The sequence below is a fragment of the Verrucomicrobiia bacterium genome (assembly GCA_036405135.1).
In the GTDB taxonomy this organism is placed as follows: Bacteria; Verrucomicrobiota; Verrucomicrobiia; order Limisphaerales; family JAEYXS01; genus JAEYXS01.
On the sequence record DASWYF010000017.1, the window covers coordinates 1 to 18,065 of the forward strand.

At 55.1% G+C, this 18,065-nt stretch carries 13 protein-coding genes; 10 read left to right on the forward strand and 3 right to left on the reverse strand.

The genetic code is table 11. The features are described 5' to 3' along the window. Positions 1-236: 236 nt before the first annotated feature. The gene (locus VGH19_07815) at positions 237-1,451 is read right to left on the reverse strand and encodes a DUF1015 family protein (GenBank protein ID HEY1171255.1); all 1,215 of its coding nucleotides are present in this window, start codon (positions 1,449-1,451) and stop codon (positions 237-239) included. A 52-nt stretch (positions 1,452-1,503) separates the two neighbouring features. Between VGH19_07815 and VGH19_07820 the strand changes: the two genes are divergently transcribed. The 10 genes from VGH19_07820 (at position 1,504) to VGH19_07865 (ending at position 12,145) form a co-directional block, all read left to right on the forward strand. Further along, entirely contained in the window at positions 1,504-2,724 is a 1,221-nt protein-coding gene (locus VGH19_07820; GenBank protein ID HEY1171256.1) for an aspartyl protease family protein, read from the forward strand. 52 nt (positions 2,725-2,776) lie between these two features. Continuing rightward, on the forward strand, positions 2,777-3,091 hold the full coding sequence (locus tag VGH19_07825; GenBank protein ID HEY1171257.1) for a hypothetical protein: 315 nt from the start codon (positions 2,777-2,779) through the stop codon (positions 3,089-3,091). Positions 3,092-3,151: 60 nt separating this feature from the next. Continuing rightward, positions 3,152-5,449, forward strand: coding sequence for a Tex family protein (locus tag VGH19_07830; protein ID HEY1171258.1), 2,298 nt, complete (start codon positions 3,152-3,154; stop codon positions 5,447-5,449). A 372-nt stretch (positions 5,450-5,821) separates the two neighbouring features. Continuing rightward, positions 5,822-6,259, forward strand: coding sequence for a hypothetical protein (locus VGH19_07835; protein ID HEY1171259.1), 438 nt, complete (start codon positions 5,822-5,824; stop codon positions 6,257-6,259). Positions 6,260-6,275: 16 nt separating this feature from the next. Then, entirely contained in the window at positions 6,276-7,187 is a 912-nt protein-coding gene (locus tag VGH19_07840; GenBank protein HEY1171260.1) for a type II secretion system protein, read from the forward strand. 123 nt (positions 7,188-7,310) lie between these two features. Then, positions 7,311-8,219 carry a TIM barrel protein gene (locus VGH19_07845; protein HEY1171261.1) on the forward strand — a complete coding sequence of 303 codons (909 nt, stop codon included), beginning with the start codon at positions 7,311-7,313 and terminating at the stop codon, positions 8,217-8,219. Between the two features lie 51 nt (positions 8,220-8,270). Next, on the forward strand, positions 8,271-8,477 hold the full coding sequence (locus VGH19_07850; protein HEY1171262.1) for a hypothetical protein: 207 nt from the start codon (positions 8,271-8,273) through the stop codon (positions 8,475-8,477). Between the two features lie 55 nt (positions 8,478-8,532). Continuing rightward, positions 8,533-8,955: an Hsp20/alpha crystallin family protein gene (locus VGH19_07855; GenBank protein HEY1171263.1), complete on the forward strand. Its 423-nt coding sequence runs from the start codon at positions 8,533-8,535 to the stop codon at positions 8,953-8,955. A 56-nt stretch (positions 8,956-9,011) separates the two neighbouring features. Next, a complete protein-coding gene (gene lon, locus VGH19_07860; GenBank protein HEY1171264.1) occupies positions 9,012-11,414 on the forward strand; it encodes an endopeptidase La in 2,403 nt (800 codons plus the stop codon). Then, positions 11,411-12,145 (forward strand): outer membrane lipoprotein-sorting protein, encoded by a 735-nt coding sequence (locus VGH19_07865; GenBank protein ID HEY1171265.1) that lies wholly within the window; start codon positions 11,411-11,413, stop codon positions 12,143-12,145. The genes lon and VGH19_07865 overlap by 4 nt, the downstream gene beginning before the upstream one ends. Positions 12,146-12,154: 9 nt before the next feature. Here VGH19_07865 and VGH19_07870 read toward each other — a convergent pair whose 3' ends face one another. Together VGH19_07870 and uvrA are read right to left on the reverse strand one after the other, a co-directional pair. After that, a complete protein-coding gene (locus VGH19_07870; GenBank protein HEY1171266.1) occupies positions 12,155-14,878 on the reverse strand; it encodes a tetratricopeptide repeat protein in 2,724 nt (907 codons plus the stop codon). A 46-nt stretch (positions 14,879-14,924) separates the two neighbouring features. Continuing rightward, positions 14,925-17,837, reverse strand: coding sequence for an excinuclease ABC subunit UvrA (gene uvrA, locus VGH19_07875; GenBank protein HEY1171267.1), 2,913 nt, complete (start codon positions 17,835-17,837; stop codon positions 14,925-14,927). Between the last annotated feature and the right edge of the window lie 228 nt (positions 17,838-18,065).

The following is an 18,065-nucleotide window of genomic DNA, read 5'->3' on the forward strand; positions in this document are numbered from 1 at the left end:
GTGCCGCTTCAAACGGCCCGGCCAGTTCTGGACGCCCAAAGGCATGCGCCATCTGGCCGCACTCTCCGAGGCACGCCATAATCACCACTGGGATCAACTCTGGTTCACTACCTAATCGGGGGCAGTGTCAAGATGCGCCCATGCAAGGGGCGAGGAGTGAAGTTCGAAGGGCGAGAGCGGTTGTAAAGCCGTCTCGCCCCATAATTTCCCGATATTGGCCCGCCGGTGCAACCGGCTCAAATCATGTGGCAGAACATCGCGTCGCGCAGCTTCGGCTCGAACCACGTGCTCTTCGGCGGCATGATGCCACCCGCATCCGCGATGGTCATCAGATCCTCGATGCTCGTCGGGAACATGCTGAAAGCGCAGGCATACTCGCCGCTATTCACCAGTTTTTCCAGCTCCGCCGTGCCGCGGATGCCACCTACGAAATTGATCTTCTTGCTCGTGCGCGGGTCGTCGATGCCGAAGATCGGCGCCAGCACATACTTCTGCAAAAGCGTCACATCCAGCTTCTCGATCGGATCATTCGTCGCCGCGAAGTGCGGACGGAAATGCAGCGTGTACCATTGACCGCCGATGAAGAAGCCCAGCTCATGCTTGCGCGTCGGCTTGGCCGCCCCCTTCGGCGTGATGATGAACACCTTGTCCAGCTTCTCCATGAGCTGTTCCACCGTGTTACCATTCATCTCCTTCAACACCCGGTTATAAGGCAAAATCTGCATCTGGTTATGCGGGAAGATCACCGTCAGGAACCCATCACTGTGCCCGGCCCCTTTGCGCGAGGTGAACACCCGCCCCGCTGCCGCACTGCGATGATGCCCGTCCGCGATGTAGAGATACGGGATCTTCGCGAACTCCGCCTCGATGAACTGGATCGTCTCTGCGTCATCGATCACCCACGCCGTATGCCGCACACCATCCTTCGCCGTGATGTCGATGTTCGGTGCTTGCGCCGTCTTCTTCGCCACCAGCACATCAAGCGCCGCCACCGCCTTATAGGTCAGGAACACCGGCCCCGTCTGGGAGTTCAACGTTTCGATATGCCGCACGCGATCATCTTCCTTGTCCGGCCGCGTGAACTCATGCTTTTTGATCACTCCATCCAGATACTCCTGGCAGCTCGCCGCAGCCACCAATCCGGTCTGGCTATGCCCGCCCATGATCTGGCGATACAGGTAGAAGCACGGCTGCTTGTCCTGCACCAAGGCACCGCTGGCGATCATCTTGGCGAAGTTCTCCGCGCCCTTCGCATACACCGGCGCTGAGTAGAGGTCCGTGCCGGGAGCCAGGTCGATCTCCGGCTTGCTCACGTGCAGGAAGCTGAGCGGATTCCCCGCCGCCATCTCGCGCGCCTCTTCGGAGGACATCACGTCATAGGGCAGCTCGCAGATTTGGGCAGCCAGTTCAGGTTTCGGACGCAGGGCAGCAAACGGTTTCAGAGTAGCCATAAAATGGACCGCGAACATAGGGACGGAACCGGAGAAACGCACGTAAAAAGTCATGAGACTAAAACCATGCTTCCGGTTTGACGAAAACCCCGGCTTTTGGTCATTTGCAGGCGAGCGAAAAAACATGGTGAGGAAATTTACAGGCATTATTGCTGGATGGGGGTTGGTAGCTGGCCTGTGCCATTCTGCCATGGCAGCGGAATCGCAACCTGCAGCCAATCAAGCTCCTGACCAGCGGATTTCCATAGAGACTCAGATAGATAAACAGCCCGCGCGATTGCTCTTTGATACGGGCGCCTCATTTACTTCGCTCTTCGCCAGTTCGACAAACCGTCTTGGGCTCGTCAGTGAGACAAACCGCATGGCCAAGATTGCTGGACATGATGTCTCCATAGGACTTACCCGCCACGTGGAGGTGACGCTCCTCGGTAAAAGCGGCAGCACCAAGCTCCCTATCCTGCCCTTCCCTGCTCCGGGAGAATTCGATGGCGTACTGGGATGGATGACCTTGGGAGACAACCCGTTTTACATCGATGCCGAAGTGCGGCGTATCCGCAGCGTCACGAAACTGCCGGATGCAGGCTGGCAAAGTTGGCCATTGGATACAAACTCCACACAGCTGTTTTTCACGGTGACGGAGGAGAGTAAACCGCTAGGCAGAGTATTTGTGGATACGGGTTCTCCGATCGGGCTCAGGATCTCCTCAAAATTGTGGGAAGCCTGGAAGATGCAGAATCCGAAAGCAGGCGTGACCTTGGCCAGCTATCGCTATGCCGTGGGCGAAACGATGGCACATGAACTGGCTTACGCAGCCGAATACCGCCTTGGTGATTTAATGCTGCGGGATGTAGATATAGGCCCTATCCCGGAAGCGAAAGATGGCAAAGCCATCGGCACCGATGGAAAGGAATTCATCGCTACCATAGGTATGCGCGGCTTGCAGCATCTGCGCATGATCGTCAATCGCAGCGCCAGGGAAGTGCTGACGCACACTATTTCTCCCCTGCCCCAACACAATAGGCTCGGCGCGGTTTTTCCGCTGAAGCAGCCGGTTGGACGGATTGCCCAAGTATTGGAAAATTCTCCAGCCCACAAGGCAGGTTTGAAAACCGGAGACATCCTTATCTCCATCAATGGCTCGGATTTCAGCCAGCCTCAGTCAAATCCCGAGTCATTCCTGACCCAACCCGCAGGAAGCAAGCTGCTAATTAAAGTGAAACGCGATGATGCGGTGCATGAATACAGTATCCTTCTGGAGGATATGATTCCATAAACCAATGACTTCCTGGCAAATCTGTCGCGGCCCAGATGGTTTCGTAGAGCCGGTGAAGGAAGGCTTTCATTTCGGTGCATTTCTTTTTCAAGGATTCTGGGCTCTGACGCAGGGACTTCACATCCCCGGCATGATTGGCATCAGCGGGACAGTTGCAGCAGGGTTTCTTTTCCCAAGTCAGCCAGCCGTGTCAGTCATTGGGCTGTTTGCCTTGATGCTGGTCTTTGGCACATTGGGAAATGCATGGCGCATCAATCATCTCTATCATCACGGGTATCGCCACCTTGGCACATTGAAAGCGCCCAACAAGAAAGCGGCTGAACAGGAGGCGAGAAATTTTTATTCCGATCTCAAGTCGTCTCAATAATTCTTCCTTCACGGTTGAGTTTTGTTCCTGCCTCCGCTACACCACCCGCCTTTCTTTTACATGAACGAGAAGTATGTTGCTAAAATCGCGTCCGAGCTGAAACTCCAGACGCGCCAGGTCGCCGCCACCGCCAAGCTGCTGGGCGAAGGAGCCACCGTCCCTTTCATCTCCCGTTACCGCAAGGAAGCCACGGGCTCGTTGGATGAAGTCGCCATCACGAACATCCGCGAACGGATGAACAGCCTTGTGGAACTGGACCAGCGCCGCGATGCCATCATCAAATCCCTCGAAGAACGCAGCCTGCTCTCGGATTACCTGAAAGATGCCGTGTTGAAAGCGGAGACGCTCAGCACTTTGGAAGATATCTACCTGCCCTACCGCCCCAAGCGCCGCACCCGCGCCATCATCGCAAAAGAAGCGGGACTGGAACCGCTCGCCGATCAACTCTTCGACCAACAAGCCACGCTTGATCCGCTGAAAGCTGCCGAGCCATTTGTTAATCCGTCCAAAGAGATCAAAGACGTAGCCGCTGCTTTGCTGGGCGCGCGTGATATCATAGCGGAGCGTATCAGTGATGACGCCGAGGCCCGCGCCAAGCTGCGTGCGCTTTATTGGAGTCAGGCGACTATCCGCTCCAAGGTGATGTCGGATAAGAAAGAAGCCGCCGCGAAGTTCAAAGATTACTTCGATTGGAGCGAACCCATCGCGACGATTCCCAGCCATCGCTTGCTGGCTATCCGACGTGGTGAGACGGAAGGTTTCCTCATCGTCCGCATGACGCCACCCGAGGAAAGCGCCCTGCTCTTGCTCGAACCCCTCTTCGTCAATGCCCCCGGCAAACCCGCGGGCGAACAGATTCGCCTTGCGGTGCAGGATAGTTATAAGCGTCTCCTCGGTTTCGCCATTGAGGCGGAGTTGCGTATCGAGTCCAAAAAGAAGGCGGACATCGAAGCTATCCGCGTGTTCGCCGAGAACCTGCGCGAACTGCTGCTTGCTGCTCCGTTAGGGCGTAAGAATACCTTGGCCATTGATCCCGGCTTCCGCACCGGTTGCAAAGTCGTGGTGCTAGATCGTCAGGGCAAGTTACTCCATCATGAGGTCATCTACCCCACCGCGGCTTCTTCCAAGCAGATCAGTGAAGCGGCGACTACCGTCTTGGGTTTGGTGAAGCAACATGAGATCGAGGCCATCGCCATCGGCAATGGCACGGCAGGACGCGAAACGGAAACGTTCGTCCGCAAGCTCGGCCTGCCGGCTTCCATCCCTATCGTGATGGTGAATGAGAGCGGTGCCTCCATCTATTCTGCTTCCGATGTCGCCCGTGAAGAGTTTCCGAATGAGGACGTGACCGTGCGCGGTTCCGTCTCCATCGGCCGCCGCCTCATGGACCCCCTGGCGGAACTGGTGAAGCTAGATCCGAAGTCCATCGGCGTGGGTCAATACCAGCATGATGTGGATCAAGCCGCCCTCAAGCGTGGCTTGGACGACGTCGTGATGAGTTGTGTGAACGGCGTAGGTGTAGAACTGAACACTGCCAGCAAACAATTGCTCAGCTACGTCTCCGGTCTGGGCCCTTCACTGGCCGCCAGCATCGTTACCTATCGTAACGAGAACGGACCGTTCAAATCTCGCTTGGACCTGCAGAATGTTCCACGCCTCGGCCCTAAAGCCTTTGAACAGGCTGCCGGGTTCTTGCGCATCCGTGATGGTGGTCATCCCCTGGACACCAGTGCAGTCCACCCCGAGAGCTACGGTATCGTCGATGCCATGGCCAAGGACTTAAACTGCGATGTGAATGCCCTGCTGCGCGATAGCGCGCTGCGTAACCGTATCAAGTTAGACAAGTATGTCACCGAAACCGTCGGACTGCCTACGCTCAAGGACATCATGGAGGAGTTGGCCAAGCCGGGCCGCGATCCGCGCCAACGCTTCGAGGTCTTCGCCTTCCAAGAAGGCGTGGAGAAGATGGAAGATTTGAAGCCGGGCATGAAACTGCCCGGCATCGTGACAAATGTGACCGCTTTCGGGGCATTCGTAGATATCGGCGTGCATCAGGATGGCCTCGTGCATGTCAGTCAGCTTGCGGACAAATTCGTGAAAGACCCGGCAGAGATCGTGAAGGTCCAGCAGAAAGTCATGGTCACCGTCACCGAAGTGGACCTTCCACGCAAACGCATCTCGCTTTCCATGAAAGCGAATCCGGAGCTGGGTGGCAGCAGTCAGAATAATCGCACATCACCTGCAGCACCTCGTCCCCAAGGCGGTTTCCGTCCGCAATCAAAACCAGCACCGCCGAAAGGCAATGACTGGTTCAGCGCGGCCTTGGATAAAGCGAACAAGCATGGTCAGAAAAACTGACCAGTAGTACATAGTTAGGCGAAAGACGATTTTTGACCTGGCCGCACGAATAATCCTCGTGCGGCCTTCATCATTTTTTGGGACAAAAAAATTAATCGTTCGCTTTGCAAGATTCTGGTTCACGACAAAATTTTCCAATTCCTCCGTTTGTTCCAAACAATACAGCAGCGGCACATCAAAAGTTTCCAAACTGTTCAGTATTGAGCAGCGCAACACTTCTTTTCCCATCGAGCGATGCGCAAATCCGCGCAAATACGGCCATAAATACCGGGCACTACGGGGCTGGCATCACGGTTGCTAAGCATACTACCGGTTGCGGTCGCAAAGACTGTGACCACCTGTTGTGAATCGTGGTCGCAATTAGATCACGCTATGAAAACCTCATTGAAAATGCTCGGCATGGCGGCACTGATGCTTACCGCCTGCTCCTCCAAAGAAGACGAAGCATCACTCATGGCACCCCCTGCCACACCGGCTCCTCAAGCGGCATTCGATGTCACTGGTGGAGTTCAAACCGCCTCCGCCCCTCCAGTGGTCGCACCACCCACGGCTGCTGCCTCTGCTTCCATGGCCCCCGTCCAGGAAGCCCCGGCATCATCTGCACTGGACAACGGCGTAGCCCACTTGGATGAAACGCAACGCCTGACTTACGCATTGCAGCTCTTTTATGGAGACTCCAGTGCGCCAGCCATCAGCGATTTTCAGCCATTGGTGGACCGCAAAATCCTCGCCAAAGTACCAGTCGCCCCCGCTGGAAAGAAGTACATCATCGACCTGAGCAGGCTCGAAGTACGGCTGGAGAACCTCTAAAAAATTTATTCGCCAAATGAAATCATTCACTCTTCATCGCCTCAAAAAACTCACCTCCCTGCCGCTCCGTCGCGGCTTCACGCTGATCGAGCTACTGGTGGTCATCGCCATCATCGCCATTCTTGCCGGAATGCTGCTGCCTGCGCTGGCCAAGGCAAAGCAAAAGGCGCAATCCACGCAATGCGTGAACAACCTCAAGCAAATCGGTGCCGGCTATAAGATCTACCAAAGCGACAATCAGGACAAAATGCCTTACGGCTCCATCCACTATGTCTCGGGTGGCTTTGCTTGGGATGACCTGATTGACGGTTACATCGGCGGCACTCAAACCATCACCGAAATGTCCAGCCACGGTCTGAAGACATGGAACAAAATGCCCAAGATGCTGCAATGCCCATCAGACAAGATCCCGCTGACCACGGGTTGGGTCGGCTTGTCTCCTACGGGCATTCGCCGCAGCTACGCGCCCCCCAAGTACGTGATGTCCACCACGAACACTCCAGTGAACACCGCTGCCAAGACCGGTTCCGGTTTGCACTGGACCTGGGCTTCATGGCAGATCGGTGCCACGACCACGAACGGCTGGCCTACGGGCGGCAAGACCGCCGGCCCCCCCTCGAACTACCTGAATGTTCCCAAGAACATTCCTGCGCTTCGTGAAGGGGCCATCATGTCCGGCGTGGACACCATCCAGGTGACCGAGTATCACAACGCCTCGTGCAACTGGGCCAGTGCTGAAACGCTGCCCACGATCCCGACGGCGAACGATCACACCTCTGACGCGAATACGATGCATGGCAAAGAGACGATGAACTACCTCTTCATCGACGGCCATGTGGAAGGGCAAAACCGCTACATGCTCCTTGGCCCGACGAACACCACGCTTACCACTCCTTCAGGAGCGTGGACACTGTTCGTCAAGGACTAGGCTGTTCACCAAAGCTGTGCTTCTTACGGCCCGTGGTCATCATCACGGGCCGTTTTCCTTTTGACGCATTGACGCCTGCACGGCTCTAGCTCAAGATAGGAGCAATCTAATTTTCAAAAAAACATGAGCACGCCCATCTCCCGTCGTGACGCCTTTCGTCAAGCCGCTCTCGGCACCACTGCTCTTGCCAGCATGGCTCTTTTGCAACCCGGCATGTCAGCCGCCGAACAAGCCTCCGGCAAACTCAAAGGCCGAGTTCATCACTCCGTCTGCAAATGGTGCTACGGCAAGATCCCGCTGGAAGATTTTGCCAAAGCCGCGAAGGACATGGGCATCCAGTCCGTAGAATTGCTCCAGCCCAAAGACATCCCCACCATCCGCAAATATGATCTCACCTGCGCCATGGTCAGCAATCCCACGACCACAGCGGGTGATGTGAAGGTGGGCGGCATTGAGAAAGCCTTTAACCGCATCGAATATCATGATGCGCTCTTCACTGCTTACGAACAGCAGATCAAGGACACTGCTGCCGCCGGTTTGACCAATCTCATCTGTTTCTCCGGCAATCGTGCAGGCATGAGCGATGAACAAGGGTTGAAGAATTGCGCCATCGGTTTGAAGCGCCTTATGCCCATCGCCGAGAAGCACAAAGTAGTGCTCGTGATGGAACTCCTGAACTCCAAGGTGAATCACAAAGATTACATGTGCGATCTCTCGAAGTGGGGTGTCGCGCTTTGCAAAGAGATCGGGTCGGAGAACTTCAAGCTGCTCTACGATATCTACCACATGCAGATCATGGAGGGCGATGTCATCACCACCATTAAGAAAGATCACCAATACTTCGCGCACTATCACACAGGCGGCGTTCCTGGCCGTGCGGAGATCGATGAATCCCAAGAGCTTTACTACCCCGCCATCATGAAGGCCATCATGGAGACAGGCTTTAAGGGCTTCGTAGCTCAAGAATTCATTCCCAAGCGCCCGGATGTCCTCGCCTCACTCAAGCAAGGTGTGCAGATCTGCGATGTTTAAGCCGGTGAAAACTTCCGGTTGCGCTTTGGGTGTGCATACGTAAGTTGTGATATGGACTGGCAGCAGCCAATCGCTTTGATGATCGTCGCAAGCACCGCCGGGGTATTTCTCTGGCAGTGGTTGCGTCCCAAGCGTTTAGGTCATAAGAAAGGTACTGTATGCGGCTGCTCCACGAATTCTGTTTCCGCTCCCAAACCCACTGTGATTTATCACGCGCGCAAAGGGGAACGTCCGCAGATAACGGTAAAAATGAACTGAATCATGCTCCTTGCGCGAAGTGGTTTAAAACGCTAGATTAAACGCATCAAACGCCATGTATAAGATCACTTCTGCCGTGCAGTTCATCAAGAACACGACCCGTCCGGGAGCGGAGACTTCATCGGAGGCCAACTGGACGCCGAACACGGATGTCTACATTTCGGAAGAGGGTCTGGTCATCAAGGTCGAGCTGGCGGGCATGCGCCGTGAGGATCTGGAGCTCAGTGTGGAGGCAAACCGCCTCAAGATCAGTGGCCAGCGCCCGGATGGGTGCCGTAATGGCAAATGCAATTTTTTGGTGATGGAGATCAATTACGGTCCGTTTGAAACGGTCATCGAACTGCCTCCGGGCTACGATCTCTCCAAGGCCAAGGCCACGTATCAGAACGGTTTTTTGCGGATCGATGTCCCGACCACCACGGTGTCGGCGGAGCGCAAGAAAACGACCATCATCATCTCCTCCAAACATCAGGGCTGATCTATTTCTGAACTGATTGGGTGGTTCCGGCATCTAACCATGAGTTAGGGCACGGCATGACGTCATCTGAAACGGAATTAATAAGTATCCTCGACGCCTCGGGCACGGGCTCCGAGGCATCGACGCAAAAGCAAGGGGCCAAATCTCTACCCGAGACTTTGCCTATCCTCGGGCTTTCAGACATCGTTTTCTTTCCCGGCATGGTCGCTCCTTTGCTGGTGGACACGCCGCAAAGCATCCGGCTCATCGATGATGTCGTAGGTGGTGATCGTTTCCTCGGCCTTTTCCTCCAGCACAAACCGGAGACGGAAAATCCGGTATTGGAAGACCTGCATAAGATCGGTTGTGCGGCGCGCGTGCTGAAGATGTTGAAGTTTCCGGACAACACCGTCCGGGTGCTTGTCGAAGGTCTCCGCCGCGTGGAAATCGAGAAGGTTGAAAGTTCCGAGCCTTATCTGAAGGCCAAAGTCATCCATATAAAAGACCAGGAAGAGGAAAGCCTCGAACTGACCGCGCTCACACGTCATTCACATCAGCAATTTCAAGAGATCATCAACCTCTCCCCTGCGATTTCTGACCAGGTCAAGATCGCCGTCCTGAACACGGAAAAGCCCACGCGTCTGGCGGATCTTATCGCAGCGAACTTGAACATCTCGCTTGCGGAACGGCAGGACCTGCTGACCACCGCTTCCGTCCAGGAACGCTTCAAAAAACTTTCTCCCCTGCTCAGCCGCGAACTGGAAGTCCTCAGCATCGGCTCTAAGATTCAGAAGGAAGTCGCGGAGTCGATGTCCAAGTCGCAACGTGATTACTTCCTGCGCGAGCAGATACGCGTCATCCAAAAAGAACTGGGTGAAACAGACCCGAATCAGGTCGAGATCCAAAATCTGCGCCAACAGATCGAGGCGAATAATCTTCCGGAAGAGCCGAAGAAAGTGGCTCTAAAAGAGCTGGACCGTCTGCAAGCGATTCCTCCTGCCGCGGCGGAATACACTGTCACGCGCAATTATCTCGATTGGATAGTCAACCTGCCTTGGAGCAAGGGCACAGAAGACCAGATCGACCTCGCCACCGCGCGCAAGCTGCTGGACGAACATCATCATGGCCTGGACAAGGTCAAGGAGCGTTTGCTCGAGTTCCTTGCCGTCATCAAACTCAAGCATTCGCTTAAAGGTCCCCTGCTCTGCCTCGTGGGCCCTCCAGGGGTCGGTAAAACTTCCTTAGGCCGCAGTGTAGCTGAAGCATTAGGTCGCAAGTTTATCCGTATCGCTCTCGGTGGCATGCGCGATGAAGCGGAGATTCGCGGGCATCGCCGCACATACGTCGGCGCGTTGCCGGGGCGTATCTTGCAAGCCATCCGCCGTGTGGAATCCAACAACCCAGTCATCCTGCTGGATGAGATCGACAAAGTCGGCTCTGATTTCCGCGGCGATCCAGCATCCGCTTTGCTCGAAGTTCTCGATCCCCAACAGAACGGCACGTTCACAGATCATTATCTGGATTTGCCATTCGATCTTTCCAAAGTGCTGTTCATCACCACGGCGAACTGGATGGACCCGATTCACCCTGCCTTGCGCGATCGCTTGGAAGTCATCGAACTGCCAAGCTACACGCTTTCTGAAAAAATCCAGATAACACGGAAGCATTTGATTCCGCGTCAACTTGAAGAGCATGGTGTAAAACCCAAGCTCGTGAAGATTCCGGATACGACGGTCTCACGTCTCATCCAAGATTACACACGCGAGGCTGGCTTGCGCCAATTGGAACGGGAGATCGCCGCACTCGTCCGCAAGGCCGCGCGCAAGTATGCTGAAGAGCAAGTGAAGCATCCGCCCTTGGTCATCAAACCGGCGGACCTGCACGATTACCTCGGCATCGCACGCTTCCATCAGGAGACGGCGGAGAATATCACAGAGTGCGGCATCGCTACGGGCCTCGCATGGACCCCCGTGGGTGGCAGCATTCTATTCATTGAGGCCACCAAGATGCCCGGCAAAGGCGCCTTGATTCTCACCGGTTCACTAGGTGATGTGATGAAGGAAAGCGCCCAAACAGCTTTGAGTTATCTGCGCAGTCAATCCAAGAGTTTGGGTATCAACATGGCGGATCTCGAGAAGAACGATATCCACATCCATGTGCCTGCCGGTGCTACTCCAAAGGACGGTCCGAGCGCAGGCATCACGATGAGCATGGCGCTGGCTTCGCTTTTCCTCGGACGTCGCGTGCGCTCGGATGTAGCGATGACCGGTGAGATCAGCTTGCGTGGCCGCGTGCTGCCCGTGGGTGGCATCAAAGAAAAAGTGCTCGCCGCCTCGCGATCCCGCATCAAAGAACTTATCCTGCCCGAACAAAATCAGAAGGATTGGGCCGAGGTGCCGGAGGAAGTGCGTGAACGCATGAAGGTGCATTTCGTCCGTCATATCTCGGAAGCCATCCCCTTCGCCCTGCGCAGCAAATGAAAACGTTGTCGGTCATCTCTCTGGCACTTTTCACAAGCCTTTCCATCGCCCTTGCGGAGAACGCACCGGATAAAGCTTTGCAGGAAGGACAAGCCCTGGCTATGGAGATCTGCTCCATGGGACCAGAAAAAGATTCTTCCATGACTGCGACACTGCAGATCCAGCGTGATCGCAGAACCGAAGTATCCATCCCCATCGAGATAAAATTGATCAAGGGCGACAAAGGATGGAAAAGCATCTATCAAACCCGCAGCACAAACGTAAGCGACTCCGTCATTCTAACCATTACCCATACGCCGGGAGAGTTAAACAGTTACGAAGTGAAAAGCGGCACCAATCAGCAACCCCAAACCATAGCTCACAATTCTACAGGAGTTCCTTTTGCGGGTTCCGATTTTTGGATCAGCGATCTGGGCCTTGAGTTCTTCCGCTGGAAAGATCAACGCGTCACCGCTCATGAAATGAGAAACAGTCAAGCCTGCTACGTTTTGGAAAGCAAAAATGATGGAAGTGTTGCCGGAACTTATTCGAAAGTGATCTCGTGGATAGACAAAGACACTTTGGGAATAGTGTTCGCCGAAGCCTATGACCAGAACGGCAAGCTCTTGAAGATCTTCAAACCCACGGGATTTGATGTTAAAAAGAAACAGGTCAAAACTGTGGAAATGCGGAACCGGCAAACCAAGCTGGAATCACGCCTTATATTTGATGTGAAAGAGGAAAATGAATAGCAGAGATCTTCACTGTCTGCCTGAAACAGGCAGTGGTCCCAGTTCCGCGATCCGCTTTTCCACATCATTTTTGAGGGACGGCACCTTCTCCGCTAAACGCCGATAGAAACTGACGGCTTGCTCGGGGCGTTTAAGTTTTAGCAACAGCAGTTTGGCTCCTTCCATCGCAGCTTGCTCAGTGGCAAATGACGAAATCTGCTCATCATCCCTCAACCCCTTGCCATATAGCACATTCTCGTAATGCGTCAGCGCTGCCTTCCATAAATTCGTGCGTGCTTCTTCCGTGGTTTGCGGGAGCTCAGCCTGTTTTTCCTTCATCTTCGCCAGACCGATCTCCGCAAGGCCGCGTGTCTCCACGGAAGCCAGCGGAGATTCCATCGCCACGGTGAAATACTCGATTGCTTTCTCGTAGCGCACCAGATCCTGCGTCTGTGCCGCATATTGATAATGGCAACTCGCGATCTTGCTGCATGCCAGCGGAAACAACGGTGTGTCCTTGAAGAACTGTTCGATAAAGGTGAAGGCGTTGATGGCGTCGCCGAACTTATCCAGTTGCCGCGACGGATCAATGGTCGGAGCCGCCAGATGTGTGTCACCCAGGGCGAAATAAGCCTGCGCCACCAATTGTGTCGAGATGGAAGAATTAGCCACCTGCGGCGGCCCGTTCGTAATCAGCCATTTGAAATAACCTTCGGCATCCTTGTATCCCTGCCGCGAAAATGCCGCGCGACCAGCCATGAGCCGTGCCCGATAACTAAGCTCCCCCGGGGGCAGATTCGTATTCTGATAGACGAGTTGATAATGAGTTTCCGCCGAATTGAACTCTCGCTTCCGTTCATAATGTTCCGCCAGCCAGAAATGCGCCTGCGGCACGAGTGAATTGGTCGGAAAATCATTCACAAAATTCGTATAAACATTCAGCGCCGCATCTTCATTACCGGACTTGAAATGCAACCAACCCAGATCGAAGACAGCCCGCGGTTTCGCAGCGTTGTTCGTGAATTGCCCGAGCCAGTTCGTATAGATGTTAACCGCATCCGGCCAGTTCTGCTCCTTCACGCTCAAGCGCGCCCGGGCCAGCTGTATCTCAGGTGTCTTGGGTGAATTCGGGAAGCGTTGCAGAAAATCGTCCAGCAATTGCCGTGCATCCGCAGTCTTTCCCGATCGTCCCAAAGCCTGTCCTACGAGCAGAAAACTGTTCTCACTGTATAAGCTGTCCGGAAACCACTCCCGCAACTGCTCCAGTGCAAATGTGGCCACTTCCTCACGACCTTGCTTCAACCCCGCTCTTACGAGCTGATATAGCGCCTGATCCAGCAACCCCTCCCGCACTTTCTCCATGCCGCGATATTGTTCGACCAGTGCAGAGTAGTTCGCCACAGCTCCGTCAAAGTCTTCCTTCAAGAACAGCGTATCTGCCAGCTTGAATCGCGCGATCGCCTGATCACTGCCTTCGGGTAGCGATTCTGCTGCCGACTTGAAATCATTTTGCGCAGCGTCCATCGCCCCAATTTCCCAATCATACCATCCGCGCCCCAGATAAGCCCGCCCCGTTACATTACTCGCGGCGGCATTGGTCAGCACAGTGTCGAATTGCGATTTGGATATCTGCAAAAGATTTGTGTCGATCGTTGTAACCGTCTTCAACCGGTAATAATCTTTTAGCGCCAGCTCGCCCAAGGTCAGCCGCACCAGTCCCTGTGCGGGATCATTCGGATTTGTTTTGAGAAACTCATCAAGCTGTGCCCGTGCCTGCTTAGTATTGCCCTTTGCCGTCTGCAGATCGATCACCGCGAATAGTGCCTGACGACGGCGCTCCGCAGGTGTTGCGCTCTCCACCAGATTCACCTGCCACGTCTCCAATGCTGCATCGTAATCCTTGGTGGTTTGCAACAATTCAGCGCGCAGCGCGACAGACTCCGCGATCAGATCATTCCTGCCCAAAGCCCGCGCCTGGGCGAGCAGACCGATGGAAGTTTGCAACGCCGCTTCATTCTTTCCGGCCTGTCGCTGCACCCTTACCAGCAGTTGTTGCCGTTGCCATGTTTGTTCCGCTGGCAATACAGCTTCCGCCAGCAAGGTCAGCGTCTTTTCCGCCCCTGCAAGATCTTTGCTTTCCAGTTGCGCCTCCGCCAATAACAAGCGGCTGCGTACTACGAACGGCTCAGTCGGCACAGCTTCAGAAACCTTGAGAAAAGGCCTTCCCGCTCCGGTAAGCGACTCCACTACGCCACCCCAATCTTTTTGCTGAAACTGAGCCAATGCCTCCCAATAGACTGCTTCAGCCCGTGCTGGTGATTTCGCCTCCGTTTCCGATAATGCCCGCCATGCTTGCGCCGATTCAGTGAACTGCCCTTTTTCCCACAAGGATCGCGCTTTCAGATAACCCAGACGATCTGCCATCGCCCCCGCTTTGCTTTGGTAGCTTTCCACCGCACGCAACACATCATCGTATTGCTTCAGGATAAAAAATGTTTCCGCCAGGCTGACCGCTGCTTCCGGCACTCGTGCGGAATTGGGAAACTTGATCAGGAACAAGTTGAACTCCGCCGCCGCGCGTTCGAATGACTTGTCAGCCATCGCCTCGCTTGCCGTCCGGAAAAGGTTGCGCGCTTCCGAATTATCCGCCGCCTGCACCATTTGCGAAAACGGCCCAGCCATCAGCAGCCATGTAAACATAGCCACCAGCCAGCTCACCGTCTCTTTTCGCACATTCAACATCGAAATCAGCATTCGCTTTGCGCTCGCACTATTCAAGCGAGTTTCTTGCCCATCTGCTTTACGATAGCAGCCTCTTCAAAAATCTTCCCGTATGGCTCCGTTCATTCGCCGCCACAGTTTCTGGCGTGCCTTCCGCCACAATCGTTCCCCCGCCCTTGCCGCCTTCAGGTCCCATATCGATCAACCAATCCGCACATTTGATGACATCCAGATTGTGCTCGATGATCAGCAACGTATTCCCCGTCGCACGCAACTTGAACAGCACTTCGAGCAATTTAGCCACATCATGGAAGTGCAAACCGGTCGTCGGTTCATCCAAGATATACAGCGTCCGCCCCGTTGATTTGCGACTCAACTCTGCCGCCAGCTTGATGCGTTGCGCCTCACCACCGCTCAACGTCGTCGCCTGCTGGCCCAAACGCACATAACCCAACCCCACTTCCGCCAGCGTCTGGCAGACATCCAGCAATTGTGGCACCGCCCGGAAAAACGCCACACCCTCGTCCACCGTAAGATTCAGCACATCCGCGATGTTCAATCCCTTGTAAGTGATTTCCAGCGTCTCGCGATTGTAACGCTTCCCATTGCACGCCTCGCAGGTCACGTACACCGCAGGCAGGAAATGCATCTCGATCTCAAGCAAACCATCGCCCTGACATTTCTCGCAGCGCCCGCCCTTCACATTGAAGCTGAATCGTCCCGCATCGTAGCCACGCACCTTTGACGATGGCAGTTTCGCGAACAGATCTCGGATATGATTGAACATCCCCGTATAAGTCGCTGGATTACTGCGCGGTGTGCGTCCGATAGGTGCCTGATCAATCACGATCACCTTATCGATCTGCTCTACCCCCCGAAGCTCTCGATGCGCTCCCGGCCTTTCCTTCGAGCCATGCAGCTTGCGGAACAAGGCACGACGCAAAATGTCATCCACCAGCGTGCTCTTCCCCGAACCGGATACACCCGTCACACACGTCAATGTCCCATACGGAATGCGTGCATCCACATTCTTCAAGTTGTTCTCGGTAGCTCCAAAAATCTCCAGCCAACCACGATTTATGGCCGCCCCCAATCGCTTCTTCGGCACCGGCACAGACAGATCGCCCTTCAGATAACGTCCCGTTAGTGATTTGCTGTTCGCCATCACTTCCGCTGGCGTGCCTTGCGCCACCACTTCACCGCCATGCACACCCGCACCCGGCCCGAGATCCAAAACATAATCCGCCTGCCGGATGGTATCCTCATCATGCTCCACCACGATCACGGAATTACCCAAATTGCGCAGACCCACCAGCGTATTCAGCAACCGTTCATTGTCTCGCTGATGCAACCCGATGCTCGGCTCATCGAGGATATACAACACACCCACCAAGCCAGCACCGATCTGCGTCGCCAACCGGATACGTTGCGCCTCACCACCGCTCAACGTCCCACTCTCGCGATCTAGCGTGAGGTAACCCAATCCTACGTTACGCAAGAAACCCAATCGCGAACGTACCTCATGGATCACATCCTCGGCGATCTTCTGTTGAAACTCTGTCAGCTTCAGCCCGCCAAAAAACTCATCCGCATCATCCACAGACAATCCGCACACATCCATGATGGAAAGCCCCGGCGCAGGCGGCGGCAGCTTGTGCTTCTTGTATTTCTGTGAAGCTTCAGCACCACCAAGAGTGACCGCCAGAATCTCCGGCTTGAGCCGTCGTCCCGCACACGCATCGCAATACTGCGGGCTCATGAACGCCTTCAGGCGGTTGCGCGTGAACTCGCTCTCGCTCTCCTGATAAAGCCGTTCCATGTTCTTCAGCACGCCCTCGAACGCCTTCTCCGTCGTGCTCGATTTGCCTGCGCGCCAGAACTGAAACTTGATCTCCATCTCGCCCGTTCCATGCAGCAGCACTTGTTTGAAACTCTCTGGCAAACTTTTATACGGCGTCTCCATGTTCACGCCATAATGCGTGGCCAGACCTTTCAACAACGCCTTGTAATATACCACCATCCGCTTGCCTCCACGCCGCCACGGCAACACCGCACCACCTTCCAAGGACTTGTCCGCATCCGGAATCACCAACCCTTCATCGAACACCATCTTCTGCCCCAGTCCATGACACACCGGACACGCACCGAAGGGCGCGTTAAAAGAAAAATGCTTCGGTGTCAGGCTCTCGAAACTCTTGCCTGTCGCCTTGCTGAACATCCGTGTGGAATGCAGCACCTCCGTCCACTTGTCCGGCGCATCCGTCGCTTGCTGATGTAGTGCCAGCATCTGGCCTTCACCCCAGCGCAAGGCTGTCTCCACGGAATCACCCAACCGCACCCGCACCTTGTCATCCATCACCAGACGATCCACCACCACCTCGATCGTATGTCGCTTGGATGCTTCCAGCTTGGGCTTCGTCGTCGCCGCCAGGTCGATGATCTCACCATCCACTCGCGCACGCACAAAACCCTCGCGCGCCAATCGCTCCAGCACATCTCGATACTCCCCTTTAGCACTCTGCACCACCGGTGCCAGCAGCATCAACCGCGTCCGCGCTGGTAACTCCATGATGCGATCAATGATCTCCGTGCTCGTTTGCGAACGGATCGGCTCACCCGTCTCTGGACAATGCGGTTGGCCCACATGCGCATACATCAGGCGTAGGTAATCGTAAATCTCCGTCGTCGTCGCGATGATGGAACGCGGACTCGTCCCTGAACCACGCTGTTCGATGGCGATCGTAGGTGAAAGCCCTTCAATGTAATCCAAGTCCGGCTTGCTTAATTGCCCCAAGAACTGACGCGCATAAGCCGAGAGAGATTCCACATACTTCCGCTGCCCCTCCGCATAAATCGTATCAAACGCCAGCGAGGATTTGCCCGAGCCGGAAAGACCCGTCACCACCACCAGCTTGTCGCGCGGGATCGCCAGCGTGAGATTCTTGAGATTATGCTCACGCGCCCCGCCGATACGTATGAAATCTTTCGCCATGCTACTGCCCAAATCTGCTCTTTATCGGATTGGTTAACCTAATCGAAAACTCCTCCCACGCAAAGCCCAATGTAGTGGGACAAGCGCCACCGGGCGCATCTTGACACTGCCCCCGATTAGGTAGTGAACCAGAGTTGATCCCAGTGGTGATTATGGCGTGCCTCGGAGAGTGCGGCCAGATGGCGCATGCCTTTGGGCGTCCAGAACTGGCCGGGCCGTTTGAAGCGG

Coding starts and splice junctions, on each gene's coding strand:
- VGH19_07815 (HEY1171255.1), bottom strand. CDS start 1,451: ATGGCTACTCTGAAACCGTTTGCTGCCCTGCGTCCGAAACCTGAACTG.
- VGH19_07820 (HEY1171256.1), top strand. CDS start 1,504: ATGAGACTAAAACCATGCTTCCGGTTTGACGAAAACCCCGGCTTTTGG.
- VGH19_07830 (HEY1171258.1), top strand. CDS start 3,152: ATGAACGAGAAGTATGTTGCTAAAATCGCGTCCGAGCTGAAACTCCAG.
- VGH19_07835 (HEY1171259.1), top strand. CDS start 5,822: ATGAAAACCTCATTGAAAATGCTCGGCATGGCGGCACTGATGCTTACC.
- VGH19_07840 (HEY1171260.1), top strand. CDS start 6,276: ATGAAATCATTCACTCTTCATCGCCTCAAAAAACTCACCTCCCTGCCG.
- VGH19_07845 (HEY1171261.1), top strand. CDS start 7,311: ATGAGCACGCCCATCTCCCGTCGTGACGCCTTTCGTCAAGCCGCTCTC.
- VGH19_07850 (HEY1171262.1), top strand. CDS start 8,271: ATGGACTGGCAGCAGCCAATCGCTTTGATGATCGTCGCAAGCACCGCC.
- VGH19_07855 (HEY1171263.1), top strand. CDS start 8,533: ATGTATAAGATCACTTCTGCCGTGCAGTTCATCAAGAACACGACCCGT.
- lon (HEY1171264.1), top strand. CDS start 9,012: ATGACGTCATCTGAAACGGAATTAATAAGTATCCTCGACGCCTCGGGC.
- VGH19_07865 (HEY1171265.1), top strand. CDS start 11,411: ATGAAAACGTTGTCGGTCATCTCTCTGGCACTTTTCACAAGCCTTTCC.
- VGH19_07870 (HEY1171266.1), bottom strand. CDS start 14,878: ATGCTGATTTCGATGTTGAATGTGCGAAAAGAGACGGTGAGCTGGCTG.
- uvrA (HEY1171267.1), bottom strand. CDS start 17,837: ATGGCGAAAGATTTCATACGTATCGGCGGGGCGCGTGAGCATAATCTC.